This window comes from Sphingopyxis sp. NJF-3, from assembly GCF_053514865.1.
The window spans coordinates 2,532,341-2,549,331 of sequence record NZ_CM130726.1 but is presented as its reverse complement, the minus strand read 5'-3'; the positions used below and the strand labels follow the sequence as shown (position 1 = coordinate 2,549,331).

Below are 16,991 nucleotides of genomic sequence, written 5' to 3'. Positions count from 1 at the left end.
CACCAGGGCGGCGCATCCTTGTGCTTTGCGATTGCAAGAAGCAAGCTGCGGCTTGTCACCTGAATCTCTTTCGGCATTTGGCCTTTTGGCGGCTTCGATGAATTCACCTCGTTGCCTATCAAACTGCACCGACGACTCTTCACGGGCCATCGTCGATAGATAACCCATCTTCTTGCAGCCGTTCGGCTCCGACACTTTCGCGGTCTATCAACATATCATGGGCGCCTCGCCCCGCAAGAACCTCAGCAGGTTGCACGGCTGAAGCGGTCTGCTTTCGCCGGTCGATATTAAAGCCCGATGATTGCCAATTCGGTCCCGTGCTTTGTCAAACGGCGTTCAAAAGGGACCCCCTATCGGCGTCGAAGAGGGACCCCCTTTTCGGATATGATGCGGTTAGTTGAAGGTCGCCTTGCGCTGCGTGCGGCGGAGGGCGGGCGTAGCCCGACCGGAGGCGCGCGCAGCGCAAGATAGATTTTTGAAGGGGCCGAAGGTGGCGGTCAGCTGCGGTTTTTGAAGCGCCAGCTGTCGTTGCCCGTCTCGATGATATCGCAGTGGTGGGTGACGCGGTCGAGCAGCGCCGTGGTCATCTTGGGATCACCGAAGACGGTAGGCCACTCGCCGAAGGCGAGGTTGGTGGTGATGATGACGCTGGTGCGCTCATAAAGCTTGCTGATGAGGTGGAACAGCAACTGCCCTCCGGAGCGGGCGAACGGCAGATAACCGAGCTCGTCGAGCACGATCAGGTCGAGCCGCGACAGCTGCGCCGCCAGGGTCCCGCCCTTGCCGATCCGGGTCTCCTCTTCGAGGCGTGTCACCACCACTGTCTCCACGATCAACATCCCGTTCTCGCCAACTGATCAAAACCAGTCGGCCGACTAAATCCCCGGGATGAAGGGGTCCTTTTTGCACGCCGATCACCCCACGAAGGGGGTGCCTATTGCACGCTGATCCTCATACATTCGGGAGGAAGCGCTCGATCTTGCGTTCAAACATGCGCTATCCAGGCTCCGTCTCGACGACGAGACGTTTCGGCTCCTCGCTCGGGCGATTCGTGAGAGCCATGCTGATGAGCGGCGGGAACGCGACGAGACAGTCGCGCGCCTCCGCGCGGAGGCCGACCGTCTCCAGCACCGACTCGATACACTCTATATCGACAAGATCGATGGGCGGGTGACGACGGAAATGCACGATCGCGTATCTGCGACATGGCGCGAAGAACGCGACCGTTGCATCCGGGATATGGAGAGCGTGAATACCGCCGAGGACAACCTGATCGACGACGGTTTGGCACTTTTGGACTTTGTCCGAACAGCCCATAATCGCTTTGAAAACCAGCCTTTGACCAGCAAGCGAAGGGCTCTCAATCTCGTATTATCGAACTGCTCATTCGCCGATGGCAAACTCGGGGTTACCTATCGGAAACCATTCACTATTTTGGCTGAATCGGGAAGGCCCGATGGCGATGATTCCGGAGGCATTTTGCGCCCGAATTCAGAAGTGGCTCCCCGGGTAGGATTCGAACCTACGACCGATCGATTAACAGTCGATTGCTCTACCGCTGAGCTACCGAGGAACACCCCGCCGGAGCGGGCAAGGCGGCCCCTTTGCCGCCAACGGACATATTTATCAAGGGGGTTTTGGCGGGTCCGGCGCTCTAGACGATAAATTGTTCCATCGCGATGCGTTCGTCGAGGCCCTGGTCGGGGTCGAACAGCAAGGTCAGCGGGCGGCTGCGGTCGGTGGTGACGAGGACGGTCTTCACGTCGCGGATCTCGCGCTGGTCGGCGACCGCGCTGACCGGGCGCTTCGCCGCCTCGCGGACGTTGAAGCGGATGCTCGTCGATTCGGGCACCAGCGCGCCGCGCCAGCGTCGCGGGCGAAAGGGGCTGATCGGGGTCAGCGCGAGCATTTCCGATTCGAGCGGCAGGATCGGCCCGTTGGCGGACAGATTATAGGCGGTCGAACCCGCGGGCGTCGCGACGAGCACGCCGTCGCAGGCGAGTTCCTCGAGCATCGTCTTCTCGTTGATCAATACCTCGAGCTTCGCCGCCTGGCGCGTTTCGCGCAGCAGCGAAATCTCGTTGATCGCGGGCAGGATATGGCGCTCGCCGCTGATCGTCGTGATGTCGCCCGAGAGAGGATGGATCAGGAAGGGGCGCGCGCCGGCAAGGCGTTCGAGCAGCCCCTCGACGCGGAACTCGTTCATCAGAAAGCCGATGGTGCCGCGGTTCATGCCAAAGACGGGCAGGCTCCGCCGCTGGTCGAGCAGCTGGTGCAGCATGTGGAGCAGGAAGCCGTCGCCGCCGAGCGCGATCAGCAGGTCGGCCTCCGCCAGATCGACGAAATCGTAGAGCGGACGCAGCTCGGCCTCCGCCTCCTCGCCCGCGGGCGTGTTCGATGCGACGAGCGCGATCTTGCGATGCATTTGGTCCGGTCCCCCTTGGGGCGCTGTTCTCAGCCGCCCGTTGCACTCATATGACGCGCGACCGCCGGTTTGGACTTTCGTTCGATGTGAAAGTCATGCGCGCGGGGTTTGCCAGCCAAAGCGGCATCAATCAAGCCATCGACCGCGCCGATGCCGCCGTCGCGCAGCGCGGCGCGCAGGTCGATATGGTCGTCCTGGCCGAGGCACATGTAGATCCGCCCCTCGACGGTCAGCCGGATACGGTTGCACGTCGTGCAGAAATTGTCGCTGAGCGGGGTGATCAGGCCGAGCGTGACCGGGCTGTCCTCGACCCCGAAATAGCGCGCCGGGCCGCCGGTGCGCTTGTCGACGGGGTAGATGGCGCGCTCGGCGCGAAGCGGGGCGATGAAGCGGTGGAGCGGAATATAATGGTCGCTGCGGTCGCCCTCGACGTCGCCGAGGGGCATCGTCTCGATCAGGGTCAGGTCGCAGCCGGTCGCGGCGCAATAATCGAGCATCGGGAGGAGCTGGTCCTCGTTGAGTCCCGCGAGAGCGACCATGTTGATCTTGACCGAAAGGCCCGCCGCGCGCGCCGCGTCGATCCCGCGCAGCGCGACGGCGACGTCGCCGACGCGGGTGATGTAGCGGAAGGCGTGCGGGTCGAGCGTATCGAGGCTGACGTTGACGCGCCGCACCCCGGCATCGGCGAGCATCGGCGCATGGTCGGCGAGGCGCATGCCGTTGGTGGTCAGCGTCAGCTCGTCGAGCCCGCCCCCGATCAGCGCGCCGAGCCGGCCCGCGAGCAAGTCGATGCCGCGCCGCACCAGCGGCTCGCCGCCGGTCAGGCGGATGCGCCGGATGCCGCGCGCGACGAAGCGTGTCGCGAGCGCGCCCATTTCTTCGATGCTGAGCACCGCCGAGCGGGGCAGGAAGCTCATATGTTCGGCCATGCAATAGCGGCAGCGCAGGTCGCAGCGGTCGGTGACCGACAGGCGCAAATAGCTGATCCGGCGGCCGTGGCCGTCGGTCAGCGGGGCATCTGCGGGCGAATGAACAGCCATCGCGCCGATTGTGATGCAAAAGGGAAGGGATTGGCAAGCAAAGCCTGATATGGCGACGCGATGAATCGCTCCGTCGACCCGAATAGCGCCAGTATCCGCCACCTGACCGAACTGCACGCGCGTCACGATGCCGATGTCGGCGTGATATTGGTGCAGGTCGACCAGCTCGCGCGAATCAATCACAGCGCGGGGACCGAGACGGGCAATGCGCTGCTTGATGAGGTCGCGCGGCGGCTCGAGAATTTCGCCGGCGACGAATTCGGCCACGGGGCGGTGGTCGAGCGACTGAGCGGGCCGCGCTTCCTGATCGTCCCCGCGCTACCGCTGTCGCTCGCCGCCCTGAATGCGCAGGAGCGGGCGTTGCACGTCGCGCTCGCCGAGCCGATGGTCGGCGACCCGAGCGGGCGGCTTGCGATCCGCATCGCCGCGGCGCTGATCACCCGCGATGAGCCGATCGCCGACCAGCTCCGCACCGCCAGCGACCAGCTCGCGCGCCCGGCCTCGGCGCGCGATGGCGCAATGGTCAAGGCGGCGTTGTCGCACGGCGAGGTCGCGATCTTCTATCAGCCGCAATATGACGTCGCGAGCGGCGCGATGACCGGGGTCGAGGCGCTGCTGCGCTGGCGGCATCCCGAGCTCGGGCTGCTCGGCGCCGGGCCGCTCGTCACCGCAGCGCGCGCCGCGCGGATGGAGCGCGAACTCACCGAGCATGCGCACCGCGTCGCGCTCGCCGAGATCGCGGGCTGGCCGAAAGCGCTCGGTGGCCTCCGGGTGTCGCTCAACATCACCGCGGCCGACCTCGGCGACCCCGGTTTCGCCGACCGCTTCGCGGCGATGGCGAAGCAGGCGAAGGTCGACCCCGACCGGCTGACGCTCGAACTCACCGAACAGGCGATGCTCAGCGACCCGGCGAGCGCCGCGGCGCAGCTCGCGCAGATTCGCGCGCTCGGCTCGGCGATCGCGATCGACGATTTCGGCACCGGCTATTCGAGCCTGTCGCTGCTTGCGCGGCTGCCGATCGACTATCTGAAGATCGACAGCGGCTTCACCCGCACGATCGACGGCAGCGACCGCGACCGCATCGTCGTGCGCGCGATCGTCGACCTGGCGCGCGCGCTGGGATTGCTGGTGGTCGCCGAAGGAGTCGAGAACGACCGGCAGCTCGCGCGGCTGAAGGAGATCGGGGTCGCGACCTGGCAGGGCTTCCTGAAATCGGGACCGGTGCCGGGGGAGGAGCTTCTCGCTTTGATACAATAGCTCCGTCATTGCGAGGAGCGTAGCGACGAAGCAATCTCCAGCTATCGGCCTTGCGCAAGGCCAATAGCTGGAGATTGCGTCGCTCCGCTCGCAATGACGATGTTTTACGCCGCCTGCCGTGCCAGCTTTCCCAGCCCTTTGGACAGTTGCAGCGCGCCGTTGAGCCGTGCCCCCGCGCTCGCCCACTCGCCGCTGACCGACAGCCGGTTATCGGGGCGGATGCGCGCGCGGCCCTTCAGCCGCTCGACATAGGCGATCAGCCCCGGCACGTTGGCGAATTCGTCGCCGTGGAAGCTGACCAGCGCGCCCTTGGTGCCGACGTCGAGCTTGGCGATGCCCGCGGCCTTCGCGTTCGCCTTGATCTCCATCAGCTGGACGAGGTTCGCGGTCTCGGGCGGCAGCGGACCGAAGCGGTCGATCATCTCGGCCGCGAAGGCGTCGAGCCCCGCGCGGTCCTCGGCCTCGTTGAGGCGGCGATAGAGCGCCATGCGCAGCGGCAGGTCGGGCACATAATCCTCGGGGATCAGGATCGGCGCGTCGACGGTGATGACCGGCGACAGCGCCTCGCGCGGCGGCGCAGCGCCCATGCCCTCGGCCTTGGCAACGAGAATCGCTTCCTCGAGCATCGACTGATAGAGCTCGAAGCCGACCTCGCGGATATGCCCCGACTGCTCATCGCCGACGAGGTTACCCGCGCCGCGAATGTCGAGATCGTGGCTCGCGAGCTGGAAACCAGCGCCCAGCGTGTCGAGGTCGCCGAGCAGCTTGAGGCGCTTTTCCGCGGTGTCGGTGATGCCGCCGTGGTCGGGCGTCGTGAGATAGGCATAGGCGCGCGTCTTCGACCGCCCGACGCGGCCGCGAAGCTGGTAAAGCTGCGCAAGACCGAAGCGGTCGGCGCGGTGGACGACCAGCGTGTTGGCGCTCGGAATGTCGAGCCCCGACTCGACGATGGTGGTCGAGACCAGCACGTCATATTTGCGGTCGTAAAAGGCGCTCATCCGCTCCTCGACCTCGCCCGGCGCCATCTGGCCATGCGCCACGACATATTTGACCTCGGGCACCCGTGTGCGCAGGAACTCCTCGATGTCGGGCAGGTCCTTGATCCGCGGCGTGACGAAGAAGCTCTGGCCGCCGCGGTCGTGCTCGCGCAGCAGCGCCTCGCGGATCACCACCGGGTCCCACGGCGCCACATAGGTCCGCACCGCGAGCCGGTCGACCGGCGGCGTCTGGATGACGCTCAGCTCGCGCAGCCCCGACATCGCCATCTGCAGCGTACGCGGGATCGGCGTCGCGGTCAGCGTCAGCACATGGACGTCGGCCTTGAGTTGCTTCAGTCGCTCCTTGTGGACGACGCCGAAGCGCTGCTCCTCGTCGACGATGACGAGGCCGAGCCGCTGGAACTCGACCGCTTTCGCAAAGACCGCGTGGGTGCCGACAACGATGTCGATCTGCCCGCTCGCCACCCCGTTGCGCGTCTTCGCCGCTTCGCCCGCGGGCACCAGCCGCGACAGGCGCCCGATGTTGATCGGGAAGCCTTTGAAGCGCTCGACGAAGTTCGTGTAATGCTGGCGCGCGAGCAGAGTGGTCGGACAAACGACCGCGACCTGCACCCCTGCCATCGCGGCGACGAAGGCGGCGCGCAGCGCGACCTCGGTCTTGCCGAAGCCGACGTCGCCGCAGACGAGCCGGTCCATCGGGCGCCCCGATGCCATGTCGGCGAGCACGTCGCCGATCGCGCGGTCCTGATCGTCGGTTTCCTGATAGGGGAAGCGGTCGGCGAAGGCAGGATAGGCGGCATCCTGTGCGAGCAGTTCGCCCGAGCGCAGCGCGCGCTGCGCCGCGGTGGCGAGCAGTTCGCCCGCGATCTCGCGGATGCGCTCCTTCATCCGCGCCTTGCGCCGCTGCCACGCCTCGCCGCCCAGCTTGTCGAGCCCGACCCCCTCGCTCTCGCCGCCGTAGCGCGACAGCACGTCGAGATTCTCGACCGGGACATAGAGCTTGTCGCCGCCGGCATAAGTGAGCGCGACGCAATCGTGCGGGCTGTTCCCGACCGGGATCGAGGTCAGTCCCTCGTAGCGGCCGATGCCATGATCGAGATGGACGACGAGATCGCCGACGCTGAGCGTCGCGAGCTCGGCGAGGAAGGCGTCACCGCTCTTGCGGCGCTTCTGCCGCCGTACGAGGCGTTCGCCGAGGATGTCCTGCTCGGTCAGCAGGCTGATCGCGTCGGACGCGAAGCCATGGTCGAGTGGGAGGACGACCATCGCGGTGGTGCCGCCGCTTTCGGCCGAAGCTGTGCCGAGTGCATCCTGCCAGCTGTCAACCGGTGCGAGCGACGTTACCCCATGGTCGCGCAGCAGTCCCGAAAGCCGCTCGCGCGCGCCCGCCGAATAGCTGGCGATGATCGTGCGCCGCCCCTTGCGACGTTCGTCGGACAGGTGGTCGGCGACCTTGTCGTAGACGTTGAGGTCGGCGGTCCGCTCGGGCGTGAAATCGCGCGCCGCGAAGGTCTCGAGGTCGAGCACCGTGGGCGCTTCGGGGACGTCGAACGGGGTGACGACATGGACGGGTCGCGCCGCCTCGGCGTCGCTCCATTCGGCCTCGGTCAGATAGAGCGTGTCGGGGGCGAGCGGGCGATAGCTGCCCGCCTGCTCGCGCTCGGCGGCGACGCGGTTCGCGTGATAGTCGCGGATCGCGTCGAAGCGCGTCTCGGCGGTCGCGTCGGTGCGGTGGCCGCGCAGCACCGGGGTTGCGGGGTCGATATGGTCGAACAAGGTCGCGAGCCGTTCCTCGAACAGCGGCAGCCAATGGTCCATGCCCGCCTGCCGCCGCCCTTCGCTCACCGCCTGATACAGCGGATCGCCGGTCGCCTGCGCGCCGAAGATTTCGCGATAGGTGGAACGGAAGCGCTTGATCGTCGCTTCGTCGAGCAAAGTCTCGGCGGCGGGGAGCAGCGACAGCGCCTTGGCGGGGCCGAGGCTGCGCTGGTCGGCGGGGTCGAAGCGGCGGATGCTCTCGATCTCGTCACCGAAGAAATCGACGCGGAGGCCCGTTTCCTCGCCCGCGGGGAACAGGTCGACGATGCCGCCGCGCACCGCGAACTCGCCCTGATCGGCGACGGTGTCGACGCGGTTGAAGCCGTTCGAGACGAGCAGCTCGGTCAGCGCGTCGCGGTCGATTCGCTGGCCGGGCGCGAGCGTCGTCGCGAGCTGGCGGATGCGGAACGGCGTGAGCGTGCGCTGGGTGATCGCGGCAACGGTGGTCAGGATCAGCTCGCCGCGCTGCGCGGGCGCCTGCAACGCCGACAGCGTCGCCAACCGATCGGCGCTGACCCGCATCGAGGGGCCGGCGCGATCGTAGGGCAGACAGTCCCACGCCGGAAAGCGATGGACGATCAGGTCGGGCGCAAAGAAGGGTGCGGCGTCGGCGACCGCCTGCATCGCCGCATCATCGGTGGCGACATAGACGAGGCGCTTCTCGCTCGCCCGCGCCAGATCGGCGAGCAGCAGCGGCAGGAAGCCGTCGGCCGCGCGCGCCAGCGTCAGCGGCGCCGGCGCCGATCCGATCGCGGCGAAAAGGTCGGCGGCGCTTCGGGTCATGGCAGCGGAATATAGTCCAGCCGGCGCATCGCGGCGATCAGATCGGGCTTGTCGAGGTGCGCGGGCGGGTGCCCGGTGCCGAGCGCCCACGCCATGATGTCGACGTCATCCTCCTCGCACACGGCCTCGAACCATATGACTTCGTCCTCACCCCATTCGGGCGCATAACGGTCGAAGAAGCCGCCGATCATATAGTCGGCCTCGCGTGTGCCGCGATGCCAGGCGCGGAATTTCAGGCGTTTCAGGCGGTCTTGCATCTGTTTCTCTTTACCCCCTTCTCCCTTGACGGGAGAAGGATACGAAGCCTTGCCGCTTTGCGGCTAGGCGAAGTTGGATGAGGGTGAGTGCTCGCATGGCGAGCACGCGCTTGCTTTGCAAGCGCAACCCCTCACCCGCTGCGACTAACGAGCAAGCTCGTAAATCTCGCTGCCCTCTCCCGCAAGGGGAGAGGGGAGGTGCAAGTTCGTGCCGGCCGCGCTAGACGAGATCACCGATGCGACCCGAAATCCTCAACCCGCTCTTTGCCGCGCTGACCGACCTCAAGGGCGTCGGGCCGCAGCTCGCCAAGCCGCTGGCCCGACTGGGGCTCGATCGCGTGATCGACGTGCTCTTTCATCTGCCGACGGGTCTCATCTCGCGCATTCCGGTCGAGCGGCTCGATCAGGCGCAGGCGGGGCAGACGATCATCGTCGACGTGACCGCGCAGGACTATCGCCCCGGCCGATCCCCGCGTGCGCCCTTCGGGGTCGAGGCGTTCGACCGCGCGGGCGACCATGTCCGGCTCGTCTATTTCGGGCGGACGTCGGGGCTGGCGCGCAAGCTGTTTCCGCTCGGGGAGACGCGCCGCGTCTCGGGGCGGCTCGACCTTTATGGCGACATGCGCCAGATCGTTCATCCCGATCATGTCGCCGAGCCCGGTGACGAGGGCTCCATCGCGGTCCACGAACCCGTCTATCCGCTGACCGAGGGGCTGACCAACGCGCGCCTGTCGCAGCTCGCAGGCGTCGCGCTCGACCGGCGGCCCGAGCTTGCCGAGTGGATCGACGCGCCGCTGCTGGCCTCGCGAAACTGGCCCGCATGGCGCGAGGCGATGGAACGCGCGCACGCCAGCCCGCGCGACGAGGCGGCACGCGACCGTCTCGCCTATGACGAGATTTTCGCGAGCCAGGTCGCGCTGATGCTGATCCGGCAGGGCCTGCGCACCCGCAAGGGGAGGGCGATCCGTGGCGACGGCCGGTTGACCGATGCGCTGAAACTGCCCTTCGGTCTCACCGGCGCGCAGGACCGCGTCGGACGCGAGATCGCGGGCGACATGGCGCAGGACGTGCCGATGCTGCGGATGCTGCAGGGCGACGTCGGCTCGGGCAAAACGCTCGTCGCACTCCGCGCGATGCTGGCGGCGGTCGAAGCGGGCACGCAGGCGGCGCTGCTCGCCCCGACCGAAATCCTCGCGCGCCAGCATCATGCGACCTTGCAGGCGATGCTCGCGGGGCTGCCGGTCAACCTCGCGATCCTTACCGGCCGCGACAAGGGGAAGGTCCGCGAATCGACGCTGATGGGGCTCGCCGACGGCAGCATCGACATCCTCGTCGGCACCCACGCTATCTTCCAGGAGGCGGTGCAGTATCGCGACCTGTCGCTCGTCGTCGTCGACGAGCAGCACCGTTTCGGCGTCGCGCAGCGGCTGATGCTGACGAGCAAGGGCGCGCGCCCGCCGCATCTCCTCGTGATGACCGCGACCCCGATCCCGCGCACGCTGCAACTCGCCAATCATGGCGAGATGGACGTCTCGCGGATCGACGAGATGCCGCCGGGGCGCACGCCGGTCGACACGCGCGTCGTTTCGGTCGACCGGCTCGATGAAGTGGTGGGCGGGCTCGAACGCCATCTCGCGGGCGGCGCGCAGGCCTATTGGGTCTGTCCGCTGGTTGCGGAGAGCGAGACGAGCGAACTCGCGGCGGCCGAGGACCGCGCGGCGCTGCTGCGCGAACGCTTCGGCGATACCCGCGTCGGGCTCGTCCACGGCCGGATGAAGGGCCCCGACAAGGATGCGGTGATGGCGCGCTTCCAGGCGGGCGAGATCGGCGTGCTCGTTGCGACGACGGTGATCGAGGTCGGGGTCGACGTCCCCGCCGCCAGCCTGATGATCGTCGAACATGCCGAGAATTTCGGCCTCGCCCAGCTCCACCAGCTCCGCGGCCGCGTCGGACGCGGTGCGGCGAAGTCGGTGTGCCTGCTGCTGCGTTCGCAGTCGCTGTCGGAAACCGCGCGCGAGCGGCTCGCGCTGATGCGCGAGACGAATGACGGCTTCGTGATCGCCGAAAAGGACCTCGAACTGCGCGGCGGCGGCGAGCTTCTCGGCCTCAAGCAGTCGGGCGACGCCGACTATCGCGTCGCGACTCCCGAACAGCTCGTGCGCCTGCTTCCCGTCGCCCACGACGACGCGCGCCTGTTCGTTGAGCGCGATGGCGGCATGGACGGCCCGCGCGGCGAGGCGGTGCGCCTCTGCCTCTACCTCTTCGAACGCGACGCTGCGGTGCCGCTCCTGCGGAGCGGGTGAAAGCTTCCCATCCTGAAAATAGTTTGTATCCTAACCTTTCTGGGAGGATGGGCGAAGGAGCCACAATGCAGGACCTGTCATCGGGCGAAGTGACCTTCACCGAAACCAGGCGCGTCGTCTTCGGCCGGCCGGCGGGGGAGGTGCTTCGCGAGCAGGCGGAGGCGATGGGCGCGGGGCGGGTGCTGCTGATCGCCTCGACCTCGCTGTGCACGCGCACCGATGCGATCGCGGGGATCGAGGCCGCGCTCGGCGGCCGTCATGCCGGCACCTTTCACGGCATCGCGCCGCACGCCCCCCGCTCGGACGTGCTACGCGCGGTCGAGGCGGCGCGGGCGGCCAAAGCCGACCTGATCGTCTCGATCGGCGGCGGATCGGTCACCGATGCGGCCAAGATCGTCGCGCTCGCGCTGAAGCACGATGTGCGCCGCGTCGAGGATTTCGAGCCGCTGCGCACGCGCGTCGATGCCGAGGGGCACGCGGTCAATCCGTTAATCGAAGGCCCCGACATCCGCGTCGTCTGCGTGCCGACGACGCTGTCGGGCGGCGAGTTCAACCCGCGCTCGGGCGCCACCGATGAGCGGACACAGCACAAGCAGGGCTACGGCCATCCGGCGATGGTTCCGGTCGCGATCGTCCTCGATCCGGCGCTCGCGGTCCACACCCCCGAATGGGTGTGGCTCTCGACCGGCGTGCGCGCGGTCGATCATACGGTGGAGACGCTCGCCTCGCACCGCTCGAACGATTATGCCGACGGTCTGGCCGACAGTGCGCTGCGACTGCTCGTCGAGGGGCTGGCGCGGGTCAAGGCCGATCCGAGCGACCTCGAAGGCCGCCTCAAATGCCAGATCGGCGCGTGGCAGGCGATGATGCCGGTGCTCGCCGGGGTGCCGATGGGGGCGAGCCACGCGATCGGTCATGTGCTCGGCGGCACCTGCGGGGTGCCGCACGGCTATACCTCGTGCATCCTCTCGCCGACGGTGCTCGCCTGGAACGCGGAGCATGACGCGCGCCGGCAGGCGCGGATCCTGCAATGCCTGGGGGGCGGACAGGCGACCGCCGCGGCGGCGCTCGACGCCTTAGTGCGCGGTCTCGGCATGCCGCGCACACTCGCGGAGGTCGGCGTCGGCGAGGCGCAGTTCGGGCAGGTCGCGACCTATGCGATGCACGACCTCTGGCTGCGCACCAACCCGCGGCCGATCGGCGGCGAAGCGGATGTGCTGACGATCTTGCGGATGGCGGCGTGATGACGCGGGTCGCGCCGCTCGGCCTTCAGTTGAGGTCGCCGCGCGCGCCCATGGCGCGGATCATCGGCAGATAATCCTCGACCGTGATCATCTTGTCGAACTGGACCCCGGTCTTGCCGCCCAGCGACCAGATGACCTTCGCCGCGGTGCGGCCGATGATCGGCATGCGGAACACGACGAGGTCGCCGGGCTCCAATCCGCGCTCGAAGCGCATCAGCAGGCCGTCGGCGCTGATGTTGACGCAGGTGCACATTTCCTGCCGTCCGTCGGGCATGACGAAGGGCAGGCGGCAATAGACGTCGCTACGCGGCGAAAGCCGCTGGTCGAGCCCGACATAATGGGCCTTGCTGGTGTCGATCTTGCGCATAGTCGTACCCTTGCTGGTCTGGCGTGCAGGATCGACTCGATTCCTCAAGAATCGGTAAATATCCGCGCTCGACTCATCGCGTCACGAGGCCGTGTTTCTTGGCGCCCAGGCTGACCGGGACCGGCTCGTCGGCGGGCTGGATCAGATGGTTCGGATCGCGGATGACGACGCCGCCCGCTCTCACCGCGCCTTCGTCGAGCTTGCGCCGTGCTTCCTTGTTCGAGGCCGCGAAGCCGAGTTCGCGCAGCGCGTCGAGAATGCGCAAGCCTTCGGCGGGCGCCGCGACCTGCGGCAGATCGCCGCCGATATGGCCCTTTTCAAAGGTTTGTGTCGCGGTCTCGGCGGCGGTTCGCGCCGCCTCCGCGCCGCGGCACATCGCGGTCGCAGCATTCGCGAGGATCTTCTTCGCCTCGTTGATCTCGGCGCCTTCGAGCGCTTCGAGCCTTGCGATCTCGTCCATCGGCAGATCGGTGAACAGCTTCAGGAAGCGCCCGACGTCGCGGTCGTCGCAGTTGCGCCAATATTGCCAATAGTCGAAATGGGACAGTTGGTCGGCATTTAACCAGACCGCGCCGGCCGCGGTCTTGCCCATTTTTGCGCCCGCCGCGGTGGTCAGCAGCGGCGTCGTCAGGCCATAGAGCTCGGCGCCGTCCATCCGGCGGCCGAGTTCGACGCCATTGACGATATTGCCCCACTGGTCCGACCCGCCCATCTGGAGGCGCACCCCCATGTCCTTCGACAAATGGCGGAAATCATAGCCCTGGAGGATCATATAGTTGAATTCGAGGAAGGTCATCGGCTGTTCGCGGTCAAGCCGCAGCCTGACCGAATCGAAGGTCAGCATGCGGTTGATCGTGAAATGCGTCCCGACCTCCTGCAGCAGCTCGATATAGCCGAGCTTCCCCAGCCAGTCGTGGTTGTTGACCATCACCGCGTCGGTCGGCCCGTCGCCGAAGGTCAGGAAGGGTTCGAAGATCGTGCGGATCGACGCGATATTGTCCTCGATCGTCTGATCCGACAGCATCTTGCGACTTTCGTCGCGCCCGGTAGGGTCGCCGATCCGCGTCGTCCCGCCGCCCATCAGCACGACGGGCTTGTGCCCCGTTTGCTGCAGGCGGCGCAGCATCATGATCTGGACGAGGCTGCCGACATGCAGACTGGGCGCGGTTGCGTCGAAACCGATATAGGCCGGGATGATCTGCTTCGCCGCAAGCGCATCGAGCCCTTCCGCATCGGTCGTCTGGTGGATATAGCCTCGCTCGTCGAGCAGGCGTAGCAGGTCGGATTTGTAAGTCGTCATAGCGCGCGGGCGCTTAGCATGGGGTTTGCGATTTGGATAGCGTGCGCAAGGAACTGCTCTGCCACCCGGCCACTCCGGCGCGCGCTGTCCGCGCGCTGTCGGTCGAGATCGGCCTGTCCTTCGACGACGGCTTCGTGCTCCGCTTCGTCGTCGAGGGCGAGATCGACCGCATCGTCCTGCCCGCGGGCGACGGGCAGCTCGTGATCGCCGATGGCGCGACCGACGGGCTGTGGCAGGGCACCTGCTTCGAGGCTTTCCTGACCGAGGATGGCACCCCCGACTATACCGAATTCAACTATGCGCCCGACGGCCGCTGGGCCTGCTACCAGTTCGACGATTATCGCTCGCTGCTTGGCCCCGACGATCTGGCGCCGTGGGACATGGCGGCCGAACGCGAGCCGGCGCGCTATGCGCTGCGCGTCGAGCCCGGCATCTTTCCCGATCGCGGCAGTAAGGTCGCCCTCTCCGCGATCATCGAGGAAACCGACGGCACCAAAAGCTATTGGGCGCTGTGCCACCCGCCAGGGAAGCCCGATTTCCATCATCCCGATTGCTTTACGCTGACGCTTGGGGCACCCGACCCGGCATGACGATCCTGTTCGGCATCGACCGCCTGCTCGCCGACCCCGCGCTCCGCAAGCCGCTGGAGGGACGGCGCGTCGCGCTGCTCGCGCATCCCGCCTCGGTCACCGCGGACCTCACCCACAGCCTCGACGCGCTGGTCGCGGCGGGGGTCAACGTCAGTGCGGTGTTCGGGCCGCAGCACGGGGTACGCGGCGACCTGCAGGACAATATGATGGAGTCGCCGGATTTCACCGATCCGGTTTATGGTGTCCCCTGTTTTAGCCTCTATGGCGAAGTGCGGCGACCGACCGGCCAGTCGATGCATACGTTCGACGTGATGCTGGTCGATCTTCAGGATCTCGGCTGCCGCATCTACACCTTCATCACCACCCTGCTCTATGTGCTCGAGGCAGCGGCCGAGCATGGCAAGGCGGTGTGGGTGCTAGACCGGCCGAACCCGGCAGGGCGTCCCGTCGAGGGCACGCTGCTCCGCCCCGGCTGGGAGAGCTTCGTCGGGGCCGGGCCGATGGCGATGCGGCACGGGTTGACGATGGGCGAGATGGGGCACTGGTTCGTCCGCCACTTCGGGCTCGACGTTGATTATCGCGTGATCGAAATGGACGGATGGAACCCCGATGCCGCGCCGGGTTTCGGCTGGCCGCCGGAGCGGGCGTGGATCAATCCGAGCCCGAATGCCGCGAACGTCAACATGGCGCGTGCCTATGCCGGAACAGTGATGGTCGAGGGCGCGACGCTGAGCGAAGGGCGGGGCACGACGCGCCCGCTCGAACTGTTCGGCGCGCCCGATATCGACGCGCGCGCGGTGATCGCCGAAATGCGGCGACTCGCGCCCGGCTGGCTCGGCGGATGCAAGCTGCGCGACATCTGGTTCCAGCCGACCTTCCACAAGCATGTCGGCGCATTGAGCAGCGGCGTTCATATCCATGCCGACGGGCCGTGGTACGACCCCGCCGCGTTCCGGCCGTGGCGCGTGCAGGCGCTGGGGTTCAAGGCAATCCGCAATCTATATCCGGATTACCCGATCTGGCGCGGCACCGATTTCAAATATGAATATACCGAGGATGTGCTCGCGATCGACGTGATCAACGGCTCGCCGCTGCTGCGCGAGTGGGTCGACGATGCCGGCGCCGAGCCGGGCGACCTCGACGCGCTTGCGTTGCCCGACGAGGCGGCGTGGCGCGAGGAAGTGGACGGCGTGCAGCTTTATCGTTAGCCCATTGGATGGACATTAAAATCCGTTCGTGCTGACCCCGGATCAAGTCCGGGGGAAGCACTGTCCTTTTTCTCTATCCGACGTCAAAAGGAAGGACGGCCCTTCAACAAGCTCAGGGCGAACGGGGAACAGGGAGTAGTTGAGATCATGCACCGGCGGAATTTTCTGGGCGCGGCGGCGATCGGCGGCCTCGCGGCGAGCCTGCCCGCGGCAAGCTGGGCGGCCGACGATTTCGCGGGCCTGGCGAACATGGCGAAGGATGCGAAGCCGATCGGCGCCGACGAGCATAAGGCGCGGCTGGCCAAGGCGACCGCGCTACTGCGCGCGAACGATATGGACGCGCTGCTGATCGAGCCCGGCGCGAGCCTCATCTATTTCACCGGCGTCCGCTGGGGACGCAGCGAGCGGCTGACCGCCGCGGTGCTGACGCGCGAGGGCGAGGTGGCGATCGTCACCCCCTTCTTCGAAGAACCTTCGGTGCGCGAAAGCCTGGGCGTCGAGGCCGAGGTACTGACGTGGAACGAGGACGAGAATCCGCTCGCCGCGGTCGCGGCGTGGCTCGGCAAGCGCGGGCTGACCAAGGGCCGCATCGGCGTCGAGGAGACGGTGCGCTATTTCGCGGTCGACGGGCTCGAAAAGGCGATGCCGGGTGCTACCGTGGTCAACGGCGCCCCGGTCGTGCGTGGGTGCCGCATGATCAAGTCGGCGGCCGAGATCGCGCTGATGAGCCTCGCCACCGACATCACCATGGCCGCCTATCGCTATACCGCGCCGCGCGTCGTGGCGGGAATGACGCCGGCCGACATCAGGGTGATCATGAACGGCGCGACCAAGGCGCTCGGCGGGTCGCCCGAATTCGCGCTGGTGCTGCTCGGCGAGGCGAGCGCCTATCCGCACGGCAGCGGCCAGCCGCAGATGGTGCGGCCGGGCGAGGTCGTGCTGATGGACTGCGGCTGCAACGTCCACGGCTATCAATCCGACGTCTCGCGAAGCTGGGTGCACGGCACCGCGACCGCGCGCGAGCGGCAGGTGTGGGAACAGATGCGCAAGGGCCAGCTCGTCGCCTTCGAGGCGGCGAAGCTCGGCACCCCGGCGGGCGCGGTCGACGACGCGGTACGCCGCTACTACGAAAGCCTCGGCTACGGCCCCGGCTACAAGCTTCCCGGCACCTCGCACCGCACCGGACACGGCATCGGGCTCGACGGGCACGAACCCGTCAACCTAGTGCGCGGCGAGACGACGCGGCTCGCCCCCGGCATGTGTTTCTCGAACGAGCCCGGCATCTACATCCCCGGCGAATTCGGCATCCGGCTGGAGGATTGCTTCCATATGACCGAAAGCGGACCCCAATGGTTCAGCAAGCCGCCGGTGTCGTTCGACGACCCGATCGGTTGATCTTCG

At 67.1% G+C, this 16,991-nt stretch carries 13 protein-coding genes, 1 tRNA gene and 1 pseudogene; 6 read left to right on the top strand and 9 right to left on the bottom strand.

Features of this window, described 5'->3' with window-relative positions:
* Window positions 1-497: 497 nt before the first annotated feature.
* From ACOTSS_RS12375 to moaA, 5 genes and pseudogenes are all read right to left on the bottom strand, one after another.
* Window positions 498-818, bottom strand: a pseudogene (locus ACOTSS_RS12375) (ATP-binding protein); the annotation flags it as partial.
* Between the two features lie 178 nt (window positions 819-996).
* Window positions 997-1,317, bottom strand: a complete 321-nt coding sequence (locus ACOTSS_RS12370) for a hypothetical protein (protein WP_448688443.1) — start codon at window positions 1,315-1,317, stop codon at window positions 997-999.
* 181 nt (window positions 1,318-1,498) lie between these two features.
* Window positions 1,499-1,573: transfer RNA gene (locus tag ACOTSS_RS12365), tRNA-Asn, on the bottom strand.
* A gap of 81 nt (window positions 1,574-1,654) precedes the next feature.
* Window positions 1,655-2,425 (bottom strand): NAD kinase, encoded by a 771-nt coding sequence (locus tag ACOTSS_RS12360; protein WP_448688442.1) that lies wholly within the window; start codon window positions 2,423-2,425, stop codon window positions 1,655-1,657.
* 29 nt (window positions 2,426-2,454) lie between these two features.
* The gene (gene moaA, locus ACOTSS_RS12355; protein ID WP_448688441.1) at window positions 2,455-3,465 is read right to left on the bottom strand and encodes a GTP 3',8-cyclase MoaA; all 1,011 of its coding nucleotides are present in this window, start codon (window positions 3,463-3,465) and stop codon (window positions 2,455-2,457) included.
* A 60-nt stretch (window positions 3,466-3,525) separates the two neighbouring features.
* Between moaA and ACOTSS_RS12350 the strand changes: the two genes are divergently transcribed.
* Window positions 3,526-4,722, top strand: coding sequence for a GGDEF domain-containing phosphodiesterase (locus ACOTSS_RS12350; protein WP_448688440.1), 1,197 nt, complete (start codon window positions 3,526-3,528; stop codon window positions 4,720-4,722).
* Between the two features lie 104 nt (window positions 4,723-4,826).
* Here ACOTSS_RS12350 and mfd read toward each other — a convergent pair whose 3' ends face one another.
* Both mfd and ACOTSS_RS12340 read right to left on the bottom strand, forming a co-directional pair.
* Complete coding sequence (gene mfd, locus ACOTSS_RS12345) at window positions 4,827-8,321, bottom strand: transcription-repair coupling factor (RefSeq protein WP_448688439.1); 3,495 nt, start codon at window positions 8,319-8,321, stop codon at window positions 4,827-4,829.
* Entirely contained in the window at window positions 8,318-8,578 is a 261-nt protein-coding gene (locus ACOTSS_RS12340; protein ID WP_448688438.1) for a succinate dehydrogenase assembly factor 2, read from the bottom strand. Before ACOTSS_RS12340 ends, mfd begins: the two co-directional genes overlap by 4 nt.
* Before the next feature lie 236 nt (window positions 8,579-8,814).
* Here ACOTSS_RS12340 and recG point away from each other — a divergent pair, with 236 nt between their 5' ends.
* Together recG and ACOTSS_RS12330 are read left to right on the top strand one after the other, a co-directional pair.
* Window positions 8,815-10,881, top strand: a complete 2,067-nt coding sequence (gene recG / locus ACOTSS_RS12335; RefSeq protein WP_448688437.1) for an ATP-dependent DNA helicase RecG — start codon at window positions 8,815-8,817, stop codon at window positions 10,879-10,881.
* 65 nt (window positions 10,882-10,946) lie between these two features.
* Window positions 10,947-12,125 carry an iron-containing alcohol dehydrogenase gene (locus ACOTSS_RS12330; protein WP_448688436.1) on the top strand — a complete coding sequence of 393 codons (1,179 nt, stop codon included), beginning with the start codon at window positions 10,947-10,949 and terminating at the stop codon, window positions 12,123-12,125.
* Between the two features lie 25 nt (window positions 12,126-12,150).
* Here the strand turns inward: ACOTSS_RS12330 and ACOTSS_RS12325 are convergent, their stop codons facing one another.
* A complete protein-coding gene (locus ACOTSS_RS12325) occupies window positions 12,151-12,492 on the bottom strand; it encodes a PilZ domain-containing protein (protein WP_448688435.1) in 342 nt (113 codons plus the stop codon).
* Between the two features lie 73 nt (window positions 12,493-12,565).
* Window positions 12,566-13,792 (bottom strand): tyrosine--tRNA ligase, encoded by a 1,227-nt coding sequence (gene tyrS, locus ACOTSS_RS12320; RefSeq protein ID WP_448688434.1) that lies wholly within the window; start codon window positions 13,790-13,792, stop codon window positions 12,566-12,568.
* Between the two features lie 41 nt (window positions 13,793-13,833).
* Here tyrS and ACOTSS_RS12315 point away from each other — a divergent pair, with 41 nt between their 5' ends.
* The 3 genes from ACOTSS_RS12315 to ACOTSS_RS12305 all read left to right on the top strand — a co-directional run bounded on the left by ACOTSS_RS12315 (window position 13,834) and on the right by ACOTSS_RS12305 (window position 16,985).
* A complete protein-coding gene (locus ACOTSS_RS12315) occupies window positions 13,834-14,382 on the top strand; it encodes a DOMON-like domain-containing protein (RefSeq protein WP_448691342.1) in 549 nt (182 codons plus the stop codon).
* Complete coding sequence (locus ACOTSS_RS12310) at window positions 14,379-15,590, top strand: exo-beta-N-acetylmuramidase NamZ family protein (protein ID WP_448688433.1); 1,212 nt, start codon at window positions 14,379-14,381, stop codon at window positions 15,588-15,590. The genes ACOTSS_RS12315 and ACOTSS_RS12310 overlap by 4 nt, the downstream gene beginning before the upstream one ends.
* 147 nt (window positions 15,591-15,737) lie before the next feature.
* Window positions 15,738-16,985 carry a M24 family metallopeptidase gene (locus tag ACOTSS_RS12305; RefSeq protein WP_448688432.1) on the top strand — a complete coding sequence of 416 codons (1,248 nt, stop codon included), beginning with the start codon at window positions 15,738-15,740 and terminating at the stop codon, window positions 16,983-16,985.
* Window positions 16,986-16,991 lie beyond the last annotated feature (6 nt).